The following is a 14857-nucleotide window of genomic DNA, read 5'->3' as shown; positions in this document are numbered from 1 at the left end:
TCAGCCCGCTGCCAGCAGTTCCGCCTTGACTTCGGCGAGTAGCTTGCGCCCCTCGGCACCCTCTATCCTGGCGATGTCGTCCTGATACTTGAGCAATGTTCCGAGCGTATCGGCGATCGTTTCCGGATCGAGCGCCAGCCGGTCGAGTTCCGTCAGGGCCGTTGCCCAGTCGATCGTTTCGGCGACGCCGGGGTTCTTGAAGAGGTCGATCGTCCGCAGCCGCTGCACATAGGCGATGACTTCGCGCGACAGCGTCGCGTTGCAGCCGGGAACCTTGCGGCGGATGATTTCCAGCTCCTGCGCCGCCTTGGGATAATCGACCCAGTGATAGAGGCAGCGCCGCTTGAGCGCGTCATGGATTTCGCGGGTGCGGTTGGTGGTGATGATGACGATTGGCGGTTCGTCCGCCCGGATTGTTCCAAGTTCCGGTATCGTGACCTGGAAGTCGGACAAAACTTCGAGCAAGAACGCCTCGAAGGCCTCATCTGTCCGGTCAAGCTCGTCGATCAGGAAGACAGGCGCGCGGCCCGCGCTGGAAGAAATTGCCTGCAGGACCGGGCGGCGGATCAGGAACCGTTCGGAAAAGATATCGCTTTCGATCCGTTTTCGATCGACCTTGCCGGCTGCTTCCGATAGGCGGATTTCCAGCATCTGTGCCGGATAGTTCCATTCGTAGACGGCCGAGGCGACGTCGAGGCCCTCATAACATTGCAGCCGGATCAGAGGCCGATCGAGCGCCTTTGCCAGAACCTTGGCGATCTCGGTCTTGCCGACGCCTGCTTCGCCCTCGAGAAAGAGCGGGCGCTTCATCCTGAGCGCCAGAAACAGCACCGTCGCCAGCGCCGTTCCCGCGAGATAGTCATGCGCCTCCAGCAGCGCCATCGTCTCCTCGATGGACTGCGGCAGGGCTGTGGTCGCCTGTGTCGCCATGTCTCCTCCGCCACGGCTCGAATCGATAACTTGATGTTGAAAAGCGAATGAACTCACCCTTCCAACTCAAAGGCTTACGGCGATCTTCTCATGTCTCGATGGGCACGAAATCTCGCCACGTAAAACTTATAGCGAGTGGTATCCGCGGTCCACATAAATGAGTGGCGGCCGCGCCGGTCCGATGGCGACATCGACGACTTCGCCGAAAAGCACCAGATGCGTGGCGATCGTCTTCACCTCGATGAGCCGGCAATCGAACGAAGCGATCGCGTTGGTGAGGATCGGAGAGCCTGTCGTCAGCTTGGTCCACTTGCCAAGGGCAAAGCGCAGATCCATGTCGAGCTGATCGCGGCCGGAAAAAGCGTGTGCCATGGCGCGATGTTCATCGCCAAGCAGATTGAGCGCGAAACTGTCGCTGCGCGTGAAGATCTCATTGCGCGGATTGGCGCCGTTGAGGCAGGCCAGAATCGTCGGCGGACTGTCGGACACGGAGCAGGATGCGGTGACCGTGACACCGCGCCGCTCGACACCATCGGCCACGGTGATGATCTGCACGTGACCGGCCAGGCGACTCATGGCGTCGCGGTAACTGATGGGGTCCAGCCGGCTCTTGTCCAACAATTCTTTCTCCGAGCGAAGTCAGCCACATACATAGACAGTACCGGGAAATATGAAACCCGCTGCAAGGAGAATCTTGCAGATCTGCGACACGCCAGCGACGCGGATAGAACCATCCGCGGCCGAAGTCACATCTTTTCCTTTGACGCGGCAGGGCACATCCTTAAAACATGCGGCCACTACCGTGCCGCGCGCCCGTCGCGACCGGCACGGATAAGGCAATGTTTGGGCTCGCCGCAGGGTCAGGATCCCTCCTGATCCGGGGAAAATGCGGCAGCGGAGAAAATGAATGCTTCGATCGATCGTCGCCAGCCTTGTCGTGGCCGGACTGGTACAGGCCGCACCCGCCGCGGCAGCCGGCATCAAGGTGGCCGTCGTCGCGCCGGTCGAAGGCCCGTTTGCACCTCTCGGCAAGCAGATCATCGATGGCGCCGCGTTCCAGGCCGGCGATCGCGGCAGTGAGATCGTCGTCATTCCAGAGAGTTGCGATACGGCCGGCAATGAAGCGCTGACCAAGGCGCTGCTTGCGGCCGGCGCCGAGGCAGCGATCGGGTTTCTCTGCACCGAAAGCCTGGACGCCACACTTCCGGCACTTGCCGAAGCGGGCCTTCCCGCCATCACCCTCAGTGTGCGTTCCGATGTCCTGATGGAAGATGCGCTGAAGAAGAAGTGGCCGCTCTTCCGTCTTGCGCCGAGCGGTAACGCCGAGGCTGCCAGCATCGTCGACACCATCGTCCAGCGCTGGAAGGACAAGCCGATCGCGTTGATCGACGATGGAACCATCCACAGCCGGGAACTGGTTGAAAGCGTACGCTCCGCCCTCGGCGAAATTGGGCTGACACCGGTCTTCACCGACACCTATCGGCCCGCCCAGGAGCAGCAGGTCAACCTGGTGCGGCGACTGGTGAAGAGCGGCGCGACCCATGTCTTTACCGGCGGCGACAGGCAGGACACGGCGGTGATCGCGCGCGATGCGCAAGGCGAAGGCGCGAGCCTCGCCTTGCTCGGCGGCGATGCGCTGAATGCCGCCGATCTCACCGTGCCGCTCGCCGATGGCGTTTTCGCGGTCACCTTGCCGGACGCATCGCAATCGCCCGAGGGCAAACCGGTCGCGGATGCCTTGCGCGCCGCCGGAACCGAACCGGATGGCTACGTATTGTCCGCCTTTGCGGCGGTCTCCCTGCTCGAGCAAGCCAAGGACCAGGCGGAAAAGGACGACAAGCCCCTTCTCGACGCATTCGCCAAAGGACCCTATCCGACCGTGCTCGGCCCCATTGCCTTCAACGCGCAGCACGAGCGCGCCGAAAATCCCTATCGCCTGATGCAGTGGCAAGGCAGCCGCTTCGTGCCCGCGCCTGCCGAAGGAACCGCCCAATGATGCGCACCGGACCGCTGAACCTGATTACCGACGTTGAGGGCCTGACGGTCGGCAATGCCGAGGATCACCGGCTGAAATCCGGCGTCACCGCCATCCTCTGCGATCCCCCGGCAACCGCTGCGGTTCAGGTGCTGGGCGGCGCGCCCGGAACGCGGGAAACCGATCTGCTCGACCCGCACAATACGGTGCAGACAGTCGACGCCCTGGTGCTTTCCGGCGGTTCGGCCTTTGGCCTCGATGCTGCGTCCGGAGCCCAGGCCGCGCTAAGAGAAATGGGCCGCGGCTTTGCCGTCGGTCCGCACCGGATACCGATCGTGCCCACCGCCATCCTGTTCGACCTGATCAACGGCGGCGACAAGGACTGGGGACGTTACCCGCCCTATCGCGAACTCGGCTTCGAGGCGGTTCGTCGCGCCGGCCCGTCGTTCGCGACCGGAACCGCCGGCGCCGGTACCGGCGCTCTGACCGCCGCCTTCAAGGGCGGCCTCGGCTCGGCATCGACCGTTCTGCCAAGCGGCATCACCATCGGCGCGCTCGTCGCGGTCAACGCGCTCGGCTCGGCGACCGTTGGAGATAGCAGGCATTTCTGGTCCGCACCCTTCGAGCTTGATGGCGAGTTCGGTGCGCTCGGCCTGCCGCATCCCCTGCCCGCTGACGCCGCCGATATCCGCATCAAGTTCCGCGACCGGCAGTCCGCAGCCGCCAACACGACGATCGCCGTCATCGCGACGGATGCAGTGCTCACAAAGGCCGAAGCGAAGCGCCTGGCAATCGCCGCCCATGACGGTTTTTCCCGAGCGCTCTGGCCGGCGCACACGCCGCTCGACGGCGATCTCATCTTTGCGCTTGCCACCGGCGCCAGCGGCAAGACCCCCACACTTGAGGATTTCATCGACCTCGGCGCGGTGGCGGCATCGACGATGGCACGCGCCATCGCCCGTGGCGTTCATGACGCGGCCCCGGCCGAAAACGACCTCATGCCGTGTTGGTCGCAGCTCAGCTGACGCAGCTTTGATCGCAGGCATGTTGTTTGCGCGGCCAGCCGGTGCTATTGCGCGGAAAACACGCTGGAGTGCGCCATGACCCATCCTATCCGCATTGCTCCGTCGATCCTGGCGGCCGATTTCTCCAAGCTCGGACAGGAAGTCCGCGACGTCGTCGATGCCGGCGCCGACTGGATCCATCTCGATGTCATGGACGGGCACTTCGTGCCGAACATCACCTTCGGCCCCGACGTGATCAAGTCGTTGCGCCGCTACACCGATGCGACGTTCGATTGCCACCTGATGATTTCGCCCGCCGATCCGTTCCTCGAAGCCTTTGCGAAAGCCGGCTGCGATATCCTCACCGTGCATGCCGAAGCCGGTCCGCACCTTCACCGTTCGCTGCAGACCGTCCGGTCGCTCGGCAAGAAGGCCGGTGTCTCGCTCAACCCGGCAACGCCGGAAAGCGCCATCGAATACGTGCTCGATCAGGTTGATCTCATCCTGGTCATGACCGTGAACCCGGGCTTTGGCGGACAGAAGTTCATCGAAGCTACGGCGGAAAAGATTCGCCGCATCAAGGCGATGATCGGCGATCGTCCGATCGAGATCGAAGTCGACGGCGGCATTACGCCCGACACGGCGGCTTTCGCAACCGGCGCCGGCGCCAACGTTCTCGTCGCCGGTTCGGCGATCTTCAAGGGCGGCTCCGTCGAAGCCTATCGCACGGCGATCGAGGCGATCCGCACGCCGGCAGAGAAGGCCTATCGATGACGCCGCGCGCGGCACTGCCCGGCGTGCTTTTGCTGGGCGCTGCGGCAGCCGCAGCGCCGGCCTTGGCGGGCGACTATGCCGCGCTCCAGCCGATCGGCTTTTCGGCCGACGGCAATGTCTTCGCCTTCGAGGAATACGGCGTTCAGGATGGCTCCGGCTTTCCCTATTCGACCATCTATGTGATCGATACGCGCAATGACAGCTTCTTGCCCGGTGCGCCGGTGCGCGCCGTCAGCCGCGAAGATGGCAGCCCGCTCTCCAAGGCGCGTCACGAGGCACGCCGCCGTGCGGCACCCTTGATCGACGCCTATCGCCTGGCTGATGCACCCGGGCTGCTTGCCGCCTTCAATCCGATCACCGAGGCGAACGCCAAGCCGCTGGCGCTGACCTACGATTCCTTTGCGGCCGACGAAGGGTTCCGCGAGACCTATTCGGTGACGCTCGAAGAGAAGACCTTCGAGCCCGAAGGCATCTGCAAGGACTTCCTGAAGGAGGTCAAAGGCTTTCGTCTGTCGATGACGATGAAGGCGGGCAAGCCGGCGACCGACGTCCTGCAGGAGGACAGCCGCTTGCCCGAGAGCCGCCGCTGCCCCACCGGCTATCAGGTCGGTGGCGCCGTCACCCATCGGAATGACGATGGCTCCGAAACCCACGTCATCATGGTTCTCGTCAAGTCGCTCGGCTTCGAAGGCACAACCGATGGACGCTGGATCGCGATCCCGACCCGGATCGCGAAATGAGCGATGCGGCGGCCGGCGTCGAGGCAAAAGCAGATCTGGCGCCGGTAGGCGTCCTGCGTCGACGCCGGCTCGCCCAATCCCTTCCGACGATGCGGGAGCTTGTCATCGGTGCGCCGCTCTGGGGCGGCGCGATGGTGCTTTCGGCCTGGTGCGGCCTCTGGCTTCGCGAGCGTGCTCTCACCTTTCATCTGTCCGAGCTGCTTCTGATCTTCGGCTTCGGGGCGCTTCTGGCCTGGGCGCCATCGCTGTTCCTGGCTCGACTTGCAGCTTTGGGGGGCCGGCCGGAAACGCGTTTTGCGGCTTACCTCTTCTTCCTTTCGCTCGGCACCGTCGCGATGACGGCGATGCTCTATGCCCTCGACTACCGGCAGTTTTACGCCCAATGGCACGCGCCTGCCGGCACCAGGACCTGGTTTCTCCAGCTCGCCTTCACCTCGCTCATCGCGTTCTACCAGTTTCTGGTGATGGGGCTTCGCCTCTATCTGCCCCTCGGTGGTGCTATACTCGTCGGCGTCAGCCTGTGGCTGGCGAGCGAGCGCACGAGCCAAACGCGTTGAGCTTCACGGCTATCTTTGCTAGAGGCACGGCCATCCTCCACTGACGACGAAAGCTAAAGCCCATGATCCCGCGCTACTCCCGTCCGGAAATGGTGGCCATCTGGTCGCCGGAAACCAAGTTCCGCATCTGGTTCGAGATCGAGGCTCATGCCTGCGATGCGCTTGCCGAAATCGGTGTGATCCCGAAGGATGCGGCCCGCACGATCTGGGAGAAGGGCGGCGCTGCCACCTTCGACGTCGCGCGCATCGATGAGATCGAAGCCGTCACCAAGCATGACGTCATCGCCTTCCTGACGCATCTTGCCGAATTCGTCGGCCCGGACAGCCGCTTCATCCACCAGGGCATGACCTCGTCCGACGTGCTCGACACCTGCTTCAACGTCCAGCTCGTCCGCGCGACCGATCTGCTGCTCGCGGATCTCGAGCATCTGCTCGAAGCCCTGAAGCGCCGCGCTTTTGAACACAAGGACACGGTGACGATCGGCCGTTCGCACGGTATCCACGCCGAACCGACGACGTTCGGCGTCAAGCTGGCGCTTGCCTATGCCGAGTTCGACCGCTGCAAGCAACGCCTGCTGGCCGCACGTGAGGAAGTCGCCACCTGCGCGATCTCCGGCGCCGTCGGCACCTTCGCCAACATCGATCCGCGCGTGGAAGAACATGTCGCCAAGGCGCTTGGCCTGAAGCCGGAACCGGTTTCGACCCAAGTCATCCCGCGCGACCGTCATGCCATGTACTTCGCCACCCTCGGCGTCATCGCCTCGTCGATCGAGCGCCTGGCGACGGAAATCCGTCACCTGCAGCGCACCGAAGTGCTCGAAGCCGAAGAGTATTTCTCGCCGGGCCAGAAGGGCTCGTCGGCAATGCCGCACAAGCGCAACCCTGTACTGACCGAGAACCTGACGGGTCTCGCCCGCATGGTCCGCGCCTTCTCGGTACCGGCAATGGAAAACGTTGCCCTCTGGCACGAGCGCGACATCTCGCACTCCTCCGTCGAGCGCATGATCGGACCGGATGCGACGGTGACGCTCGACTTCGCGCTTTCCCGCCTGACCGGCGTGATCGACAAGTTGCTCGTCTACCCCGAGAACATGATCAAGAACATGAACAAGTTCCGCGGTCTGGTTCATTCGCAGCGCGTGCTGCTGGCGCTGACCCAGGCAGGGGTATCGCGTGAGGATGCCTACCGCCTCGTTCAGCGCAACGCAATGAAGGTCTGGGAACAGGGCAAGGACTTCCTTGAGGAACTGTTGGCCGATACGGAAGTCCGTGCAGCGCTTTCCGAGGAAGACATCCGCGAGAAGTTCGATCTTGGCTACCACACCAAGCACGTCGACACGATTTTCAAGCGCGTCTTCGGCTGAGCCTGACTGTGCGCGGGTCACGCGCCCGCGTTGCACCTCATGAATATGCCCGCATTTGGCGCACATCGCTCAAATGCGGGCATTTCTTTTAGCGCGATGTTCAGTGATCGTGTGTGACGATCCAGGCCTGTCAATTCAGGTTCGAGGATCACATGGCCTACAAGGACAGTACGGAGCGTGCGGCAGCCCGCACACAGACGAAGATCACCGGCATGGTCACCTGCAAGACCGGGTCCAGCAACGGCGTCGTCAAGGACCTTTCGGACGAAGGCATCTGTTTCCAGCTCTATTTCGACATCGGCGCCAAGACGGGGCAGGAAGTGACGATCAGGAGCGAGGAACTGGGCTTCCTGACCGGCATGGTACGCTGGTACCGCGGCGACAAGATCGGCATCAAGCTCAATCTGTCGTCCAACACGGCGGCGCAGATTTCCTCCTACTACAAGTACTTTCGCTAAGCCGTAAGACCGGTCTTCGCTGACGCTTGAAAGCGCCGCAAGTCGATTGACCTGCGGCGCTTTTCGCGTTGATAGGTTGCGTCGGCTCTCGCCGTGACTCGCCTATCGTGAACCGGCGCGCGGACCTGGCTCCACCATCTTGCGATAGATATGCCATGTGGCGTGGCCGAAGATCGGCATGATGACGGCAAGACCGACGAAGACCGGGATCGAGCCGACCACCAGACCAGCCGCGATGATGAAGCCCCAGAGCGCGACGGGTACCGGATTGACGAGGGTCGCGCGGATCGATGTTTCCACCGCCGCGACGGCGCCGACATCGCGATCGATCAGCAACGGGAAGGATACGACCGTTGTCGCGAGCACGATGACGGCGAAGACGAAGCCGACGGCGTTACCGACGAGGATCAGGTTCCAGCCCTGTTCGGTACCGATGATGCCGTTCCAGAAGGCAGCGATCGAAGCCGGCGGTTCGGCCCCGAAGATTTGTACGTAGAGCGCCTGGGCCACCAGCAGCCAAACAATGAAAACCACGAAAAGCATGGCGGCAACGGCCATGATCGATGGCAAGGCTGGAGAGCGATGCAGGCGAAGCGCATGCGGCCATGAATAGTCCATGCCGAGTTCACGCCGTCGACTGATTTCGTAAAGACCGATCGCCGCGACAGGGCCGATCAGGGCAAAGCCCGAGACCAGCGGATAAAGCAGCGGCAGCATGTTTGCGCCTGCACTCCAGGTAATCAGCACGGCGCCGGCAATCGGGTAGATCAGGCATAGAAAGACGTAGTGCGACGGCTTTTCGCGAAAATCTTCAAATCCGAGACGCAAGGCGTCGAACACATCCGAGACACCAATCTTCTTTATCCCGGGGTGGGCGACACTCGCATCCGCCCCCGACAGAACATGGAATGTTGTCATGGCTCACTCCTCAACGAACTAGAGCGGCCGCGGAACAGAGATGCGACGAAACAAAGTCGCACCAACCGCGACCGTCATGGCGATTATACAGAAAATGAAGGCGCTGTCGCCTGCTGCCTGTTTCTCCAGGTCGTCACCGATCCAGGGATGAAAACATCCAGTCCTTCGAGGTGCTGCTGCGACCATGGCGCCTCTCAAATAGCGCACGGCGTTGCAGGTCTTGACTTCGGCCGCTTTCAGCGCCACATCGCGGCCACTATGAAAGTATCCGACGCCCATATCCTCATTGTCCCTGGCTACACCAACTCCGGACCGGAGCACTGGCAGACCCGCTGGGAGCGCAAGATGTCCACCGCGCGCCGCGTCGAGCAGGCGGAGTGGGCAAAGCCCGTGCGTGAAGATTGGGTGGCGCGCATGATCGAAGAGGTCAATGCGGCGGAAAAGCCGGTCGTCATCGTCGCCCATTCGCTTGGCGTCGCGACCGCCGTGCACGCCCTGCCCCACTTCAACAAGCCGATCGCTGGCGCCTTCCTGGTAGCACCTCCGGATGTGGCCAATCCAACGATCCGCCCGAAGCATCTGATGACATTCGGCCCCTATCCGCGTGATCCCCTGCCGTTCCCGTCGCTGATGGTTGCAAGCCGCAACGATCCTTTCGGTTCCTACGAACACGCAGACGATATCGCCAATGCCTGGGGTTCGCTGCTCGTCGACGCCGGCGAATCGGGCCATATCAACACCGAGTCCGGGCATGGCCCCTGGCCGGAGGGAACGATGGTGTTTGCTCAGTTCCTGAGCCGCCTGAAGCCCTGATGCTTCGCCGCCCTGGTTGACGGCTTCCCATTAATCCGACGTTCATTGTCCGCGGTCATCATCGTTTGGCATGGCAACGTGACTCGTCCTCAAGGGGCGTTGAGCGTTGTCGAATCTTGATTTGCAGCCTGATTTCCGGCTCCCCGTGCCTTGGAAATGCGGCCGCAAACGCTGGACATGGGATAAGTGGCCGTCAACGAAGGTCTCACCAAAGGTGCGCGTGGCGCGCCGGCGAATTCGGATGTTCTCACGCAGGCCGCTCTGGAGCGCTTGCCGGCCGGAGCAATCATTGCCAATGATCTGGGACGGATCCTAACGACCAACGCGCGCGCCGGCGAACTGCTGCTAAGGACACCCGCTTCGCTCCGCAAAGCCCTTCTCGCAGATCTCGTGCTGGATGAGGACCGGCCGCTGTTGCCGGCGCGGAACATCTTGCCGCCCACGACGACCGCGTCCACGACGCTCCGTTTCGAAAGCCTCTCCGGTCCGCTGCCGATGCTTGTCTCCTGGTCACCTGTGCTTTTTGCCGACCAGGACGCCTTTCTCCTGCTGATGCTCCCCGCCCATGAGCTCGTCGACGAAATCGCCGGTCTTCGCAACGACGAAACCCGCTGGAAATATGCGCTCGACAGCGCACTTGAAGGCGTGTGGGACCACGACTTCGAAACCGGGAACCTGTTTTACTCCACCACCTGGAAGCGGCTTCGTGGCCTGCCCGACGATGCCGAAGTCGACGGTAGTCTTGAGACCTGGATCCAGAACGTCCACCCCGACGACCACGCGCATGTGCGTGCCGCAATCGAGCGGCAGGATTCCGGCGAGGCTGTGTTCAACACCTTCGAGTACCGCGAGCGCCATGCGGACGGGCATTGGGTCTGGATCGAGAGCCGTGGCGCGTCCGTTGCCTATTGGCCGGATGGCAGACCCTCCCGCATCATCGGGACGGACACGGACATCACGGCGCGCAAGGAGGCGGAGGCCCGTCTCGAAGAGGTCTCTCGCCGCCTGAGGCTCGCTCTCGGCGTTTCGAAGATCGGCGTGTTCGACTTCAACCTCGACGCCCAGAGGGACGACTGGGACGAGCGCATGTTCGAGATCTACGGCCTCGACCCAAGTGATGGGCCGCCGAGCTCCGAATCCTGGGAAAACACCCTGCATCCCGACGACCGCGACAAGGTCATCGCTCGGACCAACGAAGGCATCGCTTCCGGCAAGCCCTACAGCAATGCCTTTCGGATCGTGCGCCCGGACGGCACGATCCGGCATATCCGCTCCAATGCGGCGACCTATATCGATCATCTCGGGACGCGAAAGCTCATCGGGGCGAACTGGGACGTCACCGAAGACATCGCATTGCAGGAGGACTTGCGCCAGGCCCAGGCTTCCGCCGAAGCGCGCAACCGCGAGCTCGAGCTGGCGCGGATCAGGATCGAATACAACGCCCTGCACGACTACCTGACGGATCTGCCCAACCGGCGCTACCTCGACCAAATGCTGGCGGAAAACGTCGCGGTCAACGCCATCCTGCATATCGACCTCGATCGTTTCAAACAGATCAACGACACGCTTGGGCACCAGGCTGGTGATGCCATGCTGACCCATGCCGCTGCCATCCTTCGCGCGCACGCTCGACATGACGATTTCATTGCCCGCATCGGCGGCGACGAATTCGTCATTCTCTGCCGCCGCGGTCGCAACCTGCCGCAGCTCTCCGAGCTTGCCGAGCGTATCGTGCACGCCTTCCGTCGCCCCATTCCCTACGAGGGCCAGCTCTGCCGCCTGGGCGCGAGCATCGGCATTGCCTGGAAAGGGCATGACGATTTCGATGCGAAGCAGTTGTTGATGAACGCCGACATCGCGCTCTACCGGGCAAAGAGCCTCGGCCGGGACCGGGTCGAAGCCTTTTCGGAGCAGATCCAGACACAAATTCTGACTGCCAAACGGATCGGCGACGATATTCGCCAGGCGATCGAGGAAGGGCAGTTCACGGTTTACTATCAGCCGCAATTCGATGCGCGTTCGCTCGAGATAACCGGTGTCGAGGCTCTGGTCCGCTGGAACCACCCCGAGCGCGGGGTGCTCGCCCCCTTCCATTTCCTGAAGATCGCCGAGGAGATCAATGTCCTGCCGGCCATCGACCGAAAGGTCGTGGAGCTCGCCTATGCCGACTTTCAGTCCTGGCGGCGGTCCGGCTTCGCGATTCCCAAGATCTCGGTCAACATGTCGTCGCCGCGCCTGCGTGATCCCGGCCTGATCGCCGACCTGCGTGATCTGCAGATCGCCCCTGGCGTCCTCTCGTTCGAATTGCTCGAATCCATCTTCCTCGACGATCCGGAAGATGAGATCGCCGAGACCATCTCGGCCCTCGGCGCGCTTGGGATCGAGGTGGAGATCGACGACTTCGGCACCGGGCACGCCTCGATCATCGGCCTGCTCAATCTCAATCCGGCGCGGCTCAAGATCGACCGGGCGCTGGTCGGACCGATCACGGAGAGCCCGAAACAGGCCAAGCTGGTCCGCGCGATCATCGACATCGGCCATTCGCTCAACATCGAGGTCGTCGGCGAAGGCGTCGAGACCTGGGAGCATGCAGCGATGCTGCGGGATCTCGGCTGCGATGTGCTGCAGGGCTACGCGCTGGCCCGCCCGATGGATCGTCTGGAGCTCGAACGGCGCCTGCGGCGCGGATGGAAGCCGGTCTTCGGCACGGAGGACAAATAAAAACGCCCGGCTTTATGGCCGGGCGTGAATGGTCGGCATTGGTGCCTGAAGACTTACTTGTTCTGGATCTGCTGGACGGCTTCGCCGAGAAGCTCGAGCATCCGCAAGCGGATCTGATCTTCCGTCTGGGCAACGCCTGCAGCGTCAAAGTCGGCCTTGATCTTGCGGACGACGTCTTCGTGGCCGGCCTCTTCGAAGTCGGCAACCACCACTTCGTTGGCGTAGGCGTCGGCGTCGGCCTTGCCGAGCAGACCGGCAGCCCAGAGACCGACAAGCTTGTTGCGGCGCGCTTCAGCCTTGAACTTCAGCTCTTCGTCCAGCGCAAACTTCGCCTCGAAGGCCTTTTCGCGATCCTGCATCGTCGTCATCAATCGATCTCCCTGAAAATTCCATGCCGGAAACAGTTATCGCCATAAACCAAAACGGAGGTCAAACTGCAATGCGTAGTTTTCCGGTTTGATGACTTTCATGTTACCCTTCGGATGGTTCCTGAAATTGCGTTCAATTCAGGGACTACAAACGTCGCAGCGCCCAAAGTGACACGGCGACCTTGACGCGTCCAGGTAGAGACGCGCGGGCGCCCTACGCAATTCAAGGGGACGGGAAGATACGCCGATTGTGAAATCCGTTCTTTTCGGTTATGGACCCCGAGAGATATTCCACGCGCGCGACCCAAGAGCGCCAACAACCACAGAGACAGAATCCATGAATCGTCGCCGCCGTATCTACGAGGGCAAGGCCAAGATCCTCTATGAGGGTCCGGAGCCAGGTACGCTCATCCAATTTTTCAAGGACGACGCGACCGCCTTCAACAAGAAAAAGCATGACGTCATCGACGGCAAAGGCGTGCTGAACAACCGTATTTCCGAGTACATCTTCACGCATCTCAACAAGATCGGCATCCCCACGCACTTCATCCGCCGCCTCAACATGCGCGAGCAGTTGATCAAGGAAGTCGAGATCATCCCGCTCGAGATTGTCGTGCGCAACGTTGCCGCCGGCTCGCTGTCCAAGCGCCTCGGCATCGAGGAAGGCACCGTTCTCCCCCGTTCGATCATCGAGTTCTACTACAAGGCCGATGCACTGGAAGACCCGATGGTCTCCGAAGAGCACATCACCGCCTTCGGCTGGGCAAGCCCCCAGGAACTCGACGACATCATGGCGCTCGCCATCCGCATCAACGACTTCCTTTCGGGCCTGTTCCTGGGCGTCGGCATTCAGCTCGTCGACTTCAAGATCGAGTGCGGCCGTCTGTTCGAGGGCGACATGATGCGCATCGTGCTCGCCGACGAGATCTCGCCGGATAGCTGCCGTCTCTGGGACATCGAGACCCGCGAGAAGCTCGACAAGGACCGCTTCCGCCGCGACCTTGGCGGCCTCGTCGAGGCCTACCAGGAAGTCGCCCGCCGTCTTGGCATCATGAACGAGAACGAACCCGTGCGCGGCACCGGTCCGGTTCTGGTGAAATAACTTTCGGGGAAAATCAAAGTGATCAAGGCACGTGTAACCGTGACGCTGAAGAACGGCGTTCTCGATCCGCAGGGCAAGGCAATCGAAGGTGCGCTCGGCGCACTCGGCTTCGACGGCATCGGCCAGGTCCGTCAGGGCAAGGTTTTCGATCTGCAGATCGAATCCACAGACAAGGCCAAGGCCGAAGAAGACCTCAAGGCGATGTGCGAAAAGCTGCTCGCCAACACGGTGATCGAGAACTACAGCATCTCGTTCGCCTGATCGATCAGGCATGAAGATCGGTCCGTGCCTTCGGGCGCGGATCCAGACGTTAAGAAACGCCGAAGCAGCACGAACGCCCAACGGAGCGGTGCTGCGATCGGGAGATGCCTGGCTCGTCGGGGTGGGGCATCAAGATTTGATCTCGCCGCTAACGGAGACAGAGATATGAAGTCAGCCGTCGTTCAGCTTCCGGGCCTCAACCGCGACCGCGACATGATCGCGGCCCTCACCAAGATTTCCGGCAAGGCTCCGGTCACCGTCTGGCAGACGGAAACGGATATCCCCGATGTCGATCTGATCGTCATCCCGGGCGGCTTCTCCTATGGCGACTATCTGCGCTGTGGCGCGATCGCAGCGCGCATGCCGGTCATGCAGGCGATCAAGGCCAAGGCGGAAAAGGGCGTCAAGGTTCTCGGCGTCTGCAACGGCTTCCAGATCCTCGTCGAGGCCGGCCTCCTGCCAGGCGCGCTGATGCGCAATGCCTCGCTCAAGTTCGTCTGCCGCGAGATCAAGCTCGAAGTGGTCAATGCCGAGACCGACTTCACCCGCGCCTATTCGAAGGGCCAGATCATCCGCTCGCCGGTCGCCCACCACGACGGCAACTACTTCGCCGATGCCGAGACGCTGAAGACGATCGAAGGCAATGGCCAGGTGGTGTTCCGCTATGCCGAAGGCACCAACCCGAACGGCTCGATGAACGATATCGCCGGCGTGATGAATGCCGAGGGCAACGTGCTCGGCATGATGCCGCATCCGGAAAACCTGATCGAAGCGGCGCATGGCGGCTCCGACGGCCGCGGCCTCTTCGCTTCGGCGCTCGAAGTAATCGCCGCTTAACCATCCGGCTGATAGAAGGCATCCGACCGACCCCC

At 62.2% G+C, this 14857-nt stretch carries 16 protein-coding genes; 12 read left to right on the top strand and 4 right to left on the bottom strand.

All coding sequences use genetic code 11. The features are described from left to right. Together AC3WWH_RS22770 and AC3WWH_RS22765 are read right to left on the bottom strand one after the other, a co-directional pair. Window positions 1-930, bottom strand: coding sequence for an AAA family ATPase (locus AC3WWH_RS22770; RefSeq protein WP_058324135.1), 930 nt, complete (start codon window positions 928-930; stop codon window positions 1-3). Window positions 931-1056: 126 nt separating this feature from the next. Then, entirely contained in the window at window positions 1057-1506 is a 450-nt protein-coding gene (locus AC3WWH_RS22765) for a flavin reductase family protein (protein WP_082615818.1), read from the bottom strand. A gap of 331 nt (window positions 1507-1837) precedes the next feature. Between AC3WWH_RS22765 and AC3WWH_RS22760 the strand changes: the two genes are divergently transcribed. The 7 genes from AC3WWH_RS22760 (at window position 1838) to AC3WWH_RS22730 (ending at window position 7802) form a co-directional block, all read left to right on the top strand. Further along, a complete protein-coding gene (locus AC3WWH_RS22760; protein WP_057250178.1) occupies window positions 1838-2926 on the top strand; it encodes a branched-chain amino acid ABC transporter substrate-binding protein in 1089 nt (362 codons plus the stop codon). Continuing rightward, window positions 2923-3930 carry a P1 family peptidase gene (locus AC3WWH_RS22755; RefSeq protein WP_057250176.1) on the top strand — a complete coding sequence of 336 codons (1008 nt, stop codon included), beginning with the start codon at window positions 2923-2925 and terminating at the stop codon, window positions 3928-3930. The genes AC3WWH_RS22760 and AC3WWH_RS22755 overlap by 4 nt, the downstream gene beginning before the upstream one ends. A gap of 75 nt (window positions 3931-4005) precedes the next feature. Continuing rightward, the gene (gene rpe, locus AC3WWH_RS22750) at window positions 4006-4683 is read left to right on the top strand and encodes a ribulose-phosphate 3-epimerase (protein ID WP_057250174.1); all 678 of its coding nucleotides are present in this window, start codon (window positions 4006-4008) and stop codon (window positions 4681-4683) included. Beyond that, the gene (locus tag AC3WWH_RS22745) at window positions 4680-5423 is read left to right on the top strand and encodes a DUF2259 domain-containing protein (protein ID WP_058324134.1); all 744 of its coding nucleotides are present in this window, start codon (window positions 4680-4682) and stop codon (window positions 5421-5423) included. The genes rpe and AC3WWH_RS22745 overlap by 4 nt, the downstream gene beginning before the upstream one ends. After that, window positions 5420-5980, top strand: a complete 561-nt coding sequence (locus tag AC3WWH_RS22740; RefSeq protein ID WP_058324133.1) for a hypothetical protein — start codon at window positions 5420-5422, stop codon at window positions 5978-5980. Before AC3WWH_RS22745 ends, AC3WWH_RS22740 begins: the two co-directional genes overlap by 4 nt. A gap of 62 nt (window positions 5981-6042) precedes the next feature. Next, entirely contained in the window at window positions 6043-7344 is a 1302-nt protein-coding gene (gene purB / locus AC3WWH_RS22735; protein WP_058324132.1) for an adenylosuccinate lyase, read from the top strand. 152 nt (window positions 7345-7496) lie between these two features. Beyond that, window positions 7497-7802, top strand: a complete 306-nt coding sequence (locus AC3WWH_RS22730; RefSeq protein ID WP_058324131.1) for a PilZ domain-containing protein — start codon at window positions 7497-7499, stop codon at window positions 7800-7802. Window positions 7803-7904: 102 nt separating this feature from the next. Here the strand turns inward: AC3WWH_RS22730 and AC3WWH_RS22725 are convergent, their stop codons facing one another. Then, window positions 7905-8720 (bottom strand): DUF2189 domain-containing protein, encoded by an 816-nt coding sequence (locus tag AC3WWH_RS22725; protein ID WP_058324130.1) that lies wholly within the window; start codon window positions 8718-8720, stop codon window positions 7905-7907. A gap of 258 nt (window positions 8721-8978) precedes the next feature. Here AC3WWH_RS22725 and AC3WWH_RS22720 point away from each other — a divergent pair, with 258 nt between their 5' ends. Both AC3WWH_RS22720 and AC3WWH_RS22715 read left to right on the top strand, forming a co-directional pair. Beyond that, window positions 8979-9533 carry an RBBP9/YdeN family alpha/beta hydrolase gene (locus tag AC3WWH_RS22720; protein ID WP_058324128.1) on the top strand — a complete coding sequence of 185 codons (555 nt, stop codon included), beginning with the start codon at window positions 8979-8981 and terminating at the stop codon, window positions 9531-9533. Between the two features lie 186 nt (window positions 9534-9719). Beyond that, entirely contained in the window at window positions 9720-12254 is a 2535-nt protein-coding gene (locus tag AC3WWH_RS22715; RefSeq protein WP_058324127.1) for an EAL domain-containing protein, read from the top strand. A gap of 53 nt (window positions 12255-12307) precedes the next feature. Here AC3WWH_RS22715 and AC3WWH_RS22710 read toward each other — a convergent pair whose 3' ends face one another. Continuing rightward, window positions 12308-12622: a DUF1476 domain-containing protein gene (locus AC3WWH_RS22710; RefSeq protein ID WP_057248961.1), complete on the bottom strand. Its 315-nt coding sequence runs from the start codon at window positions 12620-12622 to the stop codon at window positions 12308-12310. A 337-nt stretch (window positions 12623-12959) separates the two neighbouring features. Here AC3WWH_RS22710 and purC point away from each other — a divergent pair, with 337 nt between their 5' ends. The 3 genes from purC to purQ all read left to right on the top strand — a co-directional run bounded on the left by purC (window position 12960) and on the right by purQ (window position 14822). After that, on the top strand, window positions 12960-13724 hold the full coding sequence (gene purC / locus AC3WWH_RS22705; protein ID WP_057248960.1) for a phosphoribosylaminoimidazolesuccinocarboxamide synthase: 765 nt from the start codon (window positions 12960-12962) through the stop codon (window positions 13722-13724). Window positions 13725-13742: 18 nt separating this feature from the next. Further along, complete coding sequence (gene purS / locus AC3WWH_RS22700) at window positions 13743-13985, top strand: phosphoribosylformylglycinamidine synthase subunit PurS (RefSeq protein ID WP_057248959.1); 243 nt, start codon at window positions 13743-13745, stop codon at window positions 13983-13985. 165 nt (window positions 13986-14150) lie between these two features. After that, window positions 14151-14822, top strand: coding sequence for a phosphoribosylformylglycinamidine synthase subunit PurQ (gene purQ / locus AC3WWH_RS22695; protein WP_058324126.1), 672 nt, complete (start codon window positions 14151-14153; stop codon window positions 14820-14822). Window positions 14823-14857: the final 35 nt, after the last annotated feature.

The organism is Ensifer sp. EB106-03-01-XG145, from assembly GCF_058792075.1.
The sequence above is the reverse complement of the archived record's forward strand: the minus strand, read 5'-3'. Positions and strand labels throughout refer to the sequence as shown.

What these genes read in the sequence shown, in the direction of transcription:
- AC3WWH_RS22770 (WP_058324135.1), bottom strand. Translation starts at nt 930, where the DNA reads ATGGCGACACAGGCGACCACAGCCCTGCCGCAGTCCATCGAGGAGACG.
- AC3WWH_RS22765 (WP_082615818.1), bottom strand. Translation starts at nt 1,506, where the DNA reads ATGAGTCGCCTGGCCGGTCACGTGCAGATCATCACCGTGGCCGATGGT.
- AC3WWH_RS22760 (WP_057250178.1), top strand. Translation starts at nt 1,838, where the DNA reads ATGCTTCGATCGATCGTCGCCAGCCTTGTCGTGGCCGGACTGGTACAG.
- AC3WWH_RS22755 (WP_057250176.1), top strand. Translation starts at nt 2,923, where the DNA reads ATGATGCGCACCGGACCGCTGAACCTGATTACCGACGTTGAGGGCCTG.
- rpe (WP_057250174.1), top strand. Translation starts at nt 4,006, where the DNA reads ATGACCCATCCTATCCGCATTGCTCCGTCGATCCTGGCGGCCGATTTC.
- AC3WWH_RS22745 (WP_058324134.1), top strand. Translation starts at nt 4,680, where the DNA reads ATGACGCCGCGCGCGGCACTGCCCGGCGTGCTTTTGCTGGGCGCTGCG.
- AC3WWH_RS22740 (WP_058324133.1), top strand. Translation starts at nt 5,420, where the DNA reads ATGAGCGATGCGGCGGCCGGCGTCGAGGCAAAAGCAGATCTGGCGCCG.
- purB (WP_058324132.1), top strand. Translation starts at nt 6,043, where the DNA reads ATGATCCCGCGCTACTCCCGTCCGGAAATGGTGGCCATCTGGTCGCCG.
- AC3WWH_RS22730 (WP_058324131.1), top strand. Translation starts at nt 7,497, where the DNA reads ATGGCCTACAAGGACAGTACGGAGCGTGCGGCAGCCCGCACACAGACG.
- AC3WWH_RS22725 (WP_058324130.1), bottom strand. Translation starts at nt 8,720, where the DNA reads ATGACAACATTCCATGTTCTGTCGGGGGCGGATGCGAGTGTCGCCCAC.
- AC3WWH_RS22720 (WP_058324128.1), top strand. Translation starts at nt 8,979, where the DNA reads ATGAAAGTATCCGACGCCCATATCCTCATTGTCCCTGGCTACACCAAC.
- AC3WWH_RS22710 (WP_057248961.1), bottom strand. Translation starts at nt 12,622, where the DNA reads ATGACGACGATGCAGGATCGCGAAAAGGCCTTCGAGGCGAAGTTTGCG.
- purC (WP_057248960.1), top strand. Translation starts at nt 12,960, where the DNA reads ATGAATCGTCGCCGCCGTATCTACGAGGGCAAGGCCAAGATCCTCTAT.
- purQ (WP_058324126.1), top strand. Translation starts at nt 14,151, where the DNA reads ATGAAGTCAGCCGTCGTTCAGCTTCCGGGCCTCAACCGCGACCGCGAC.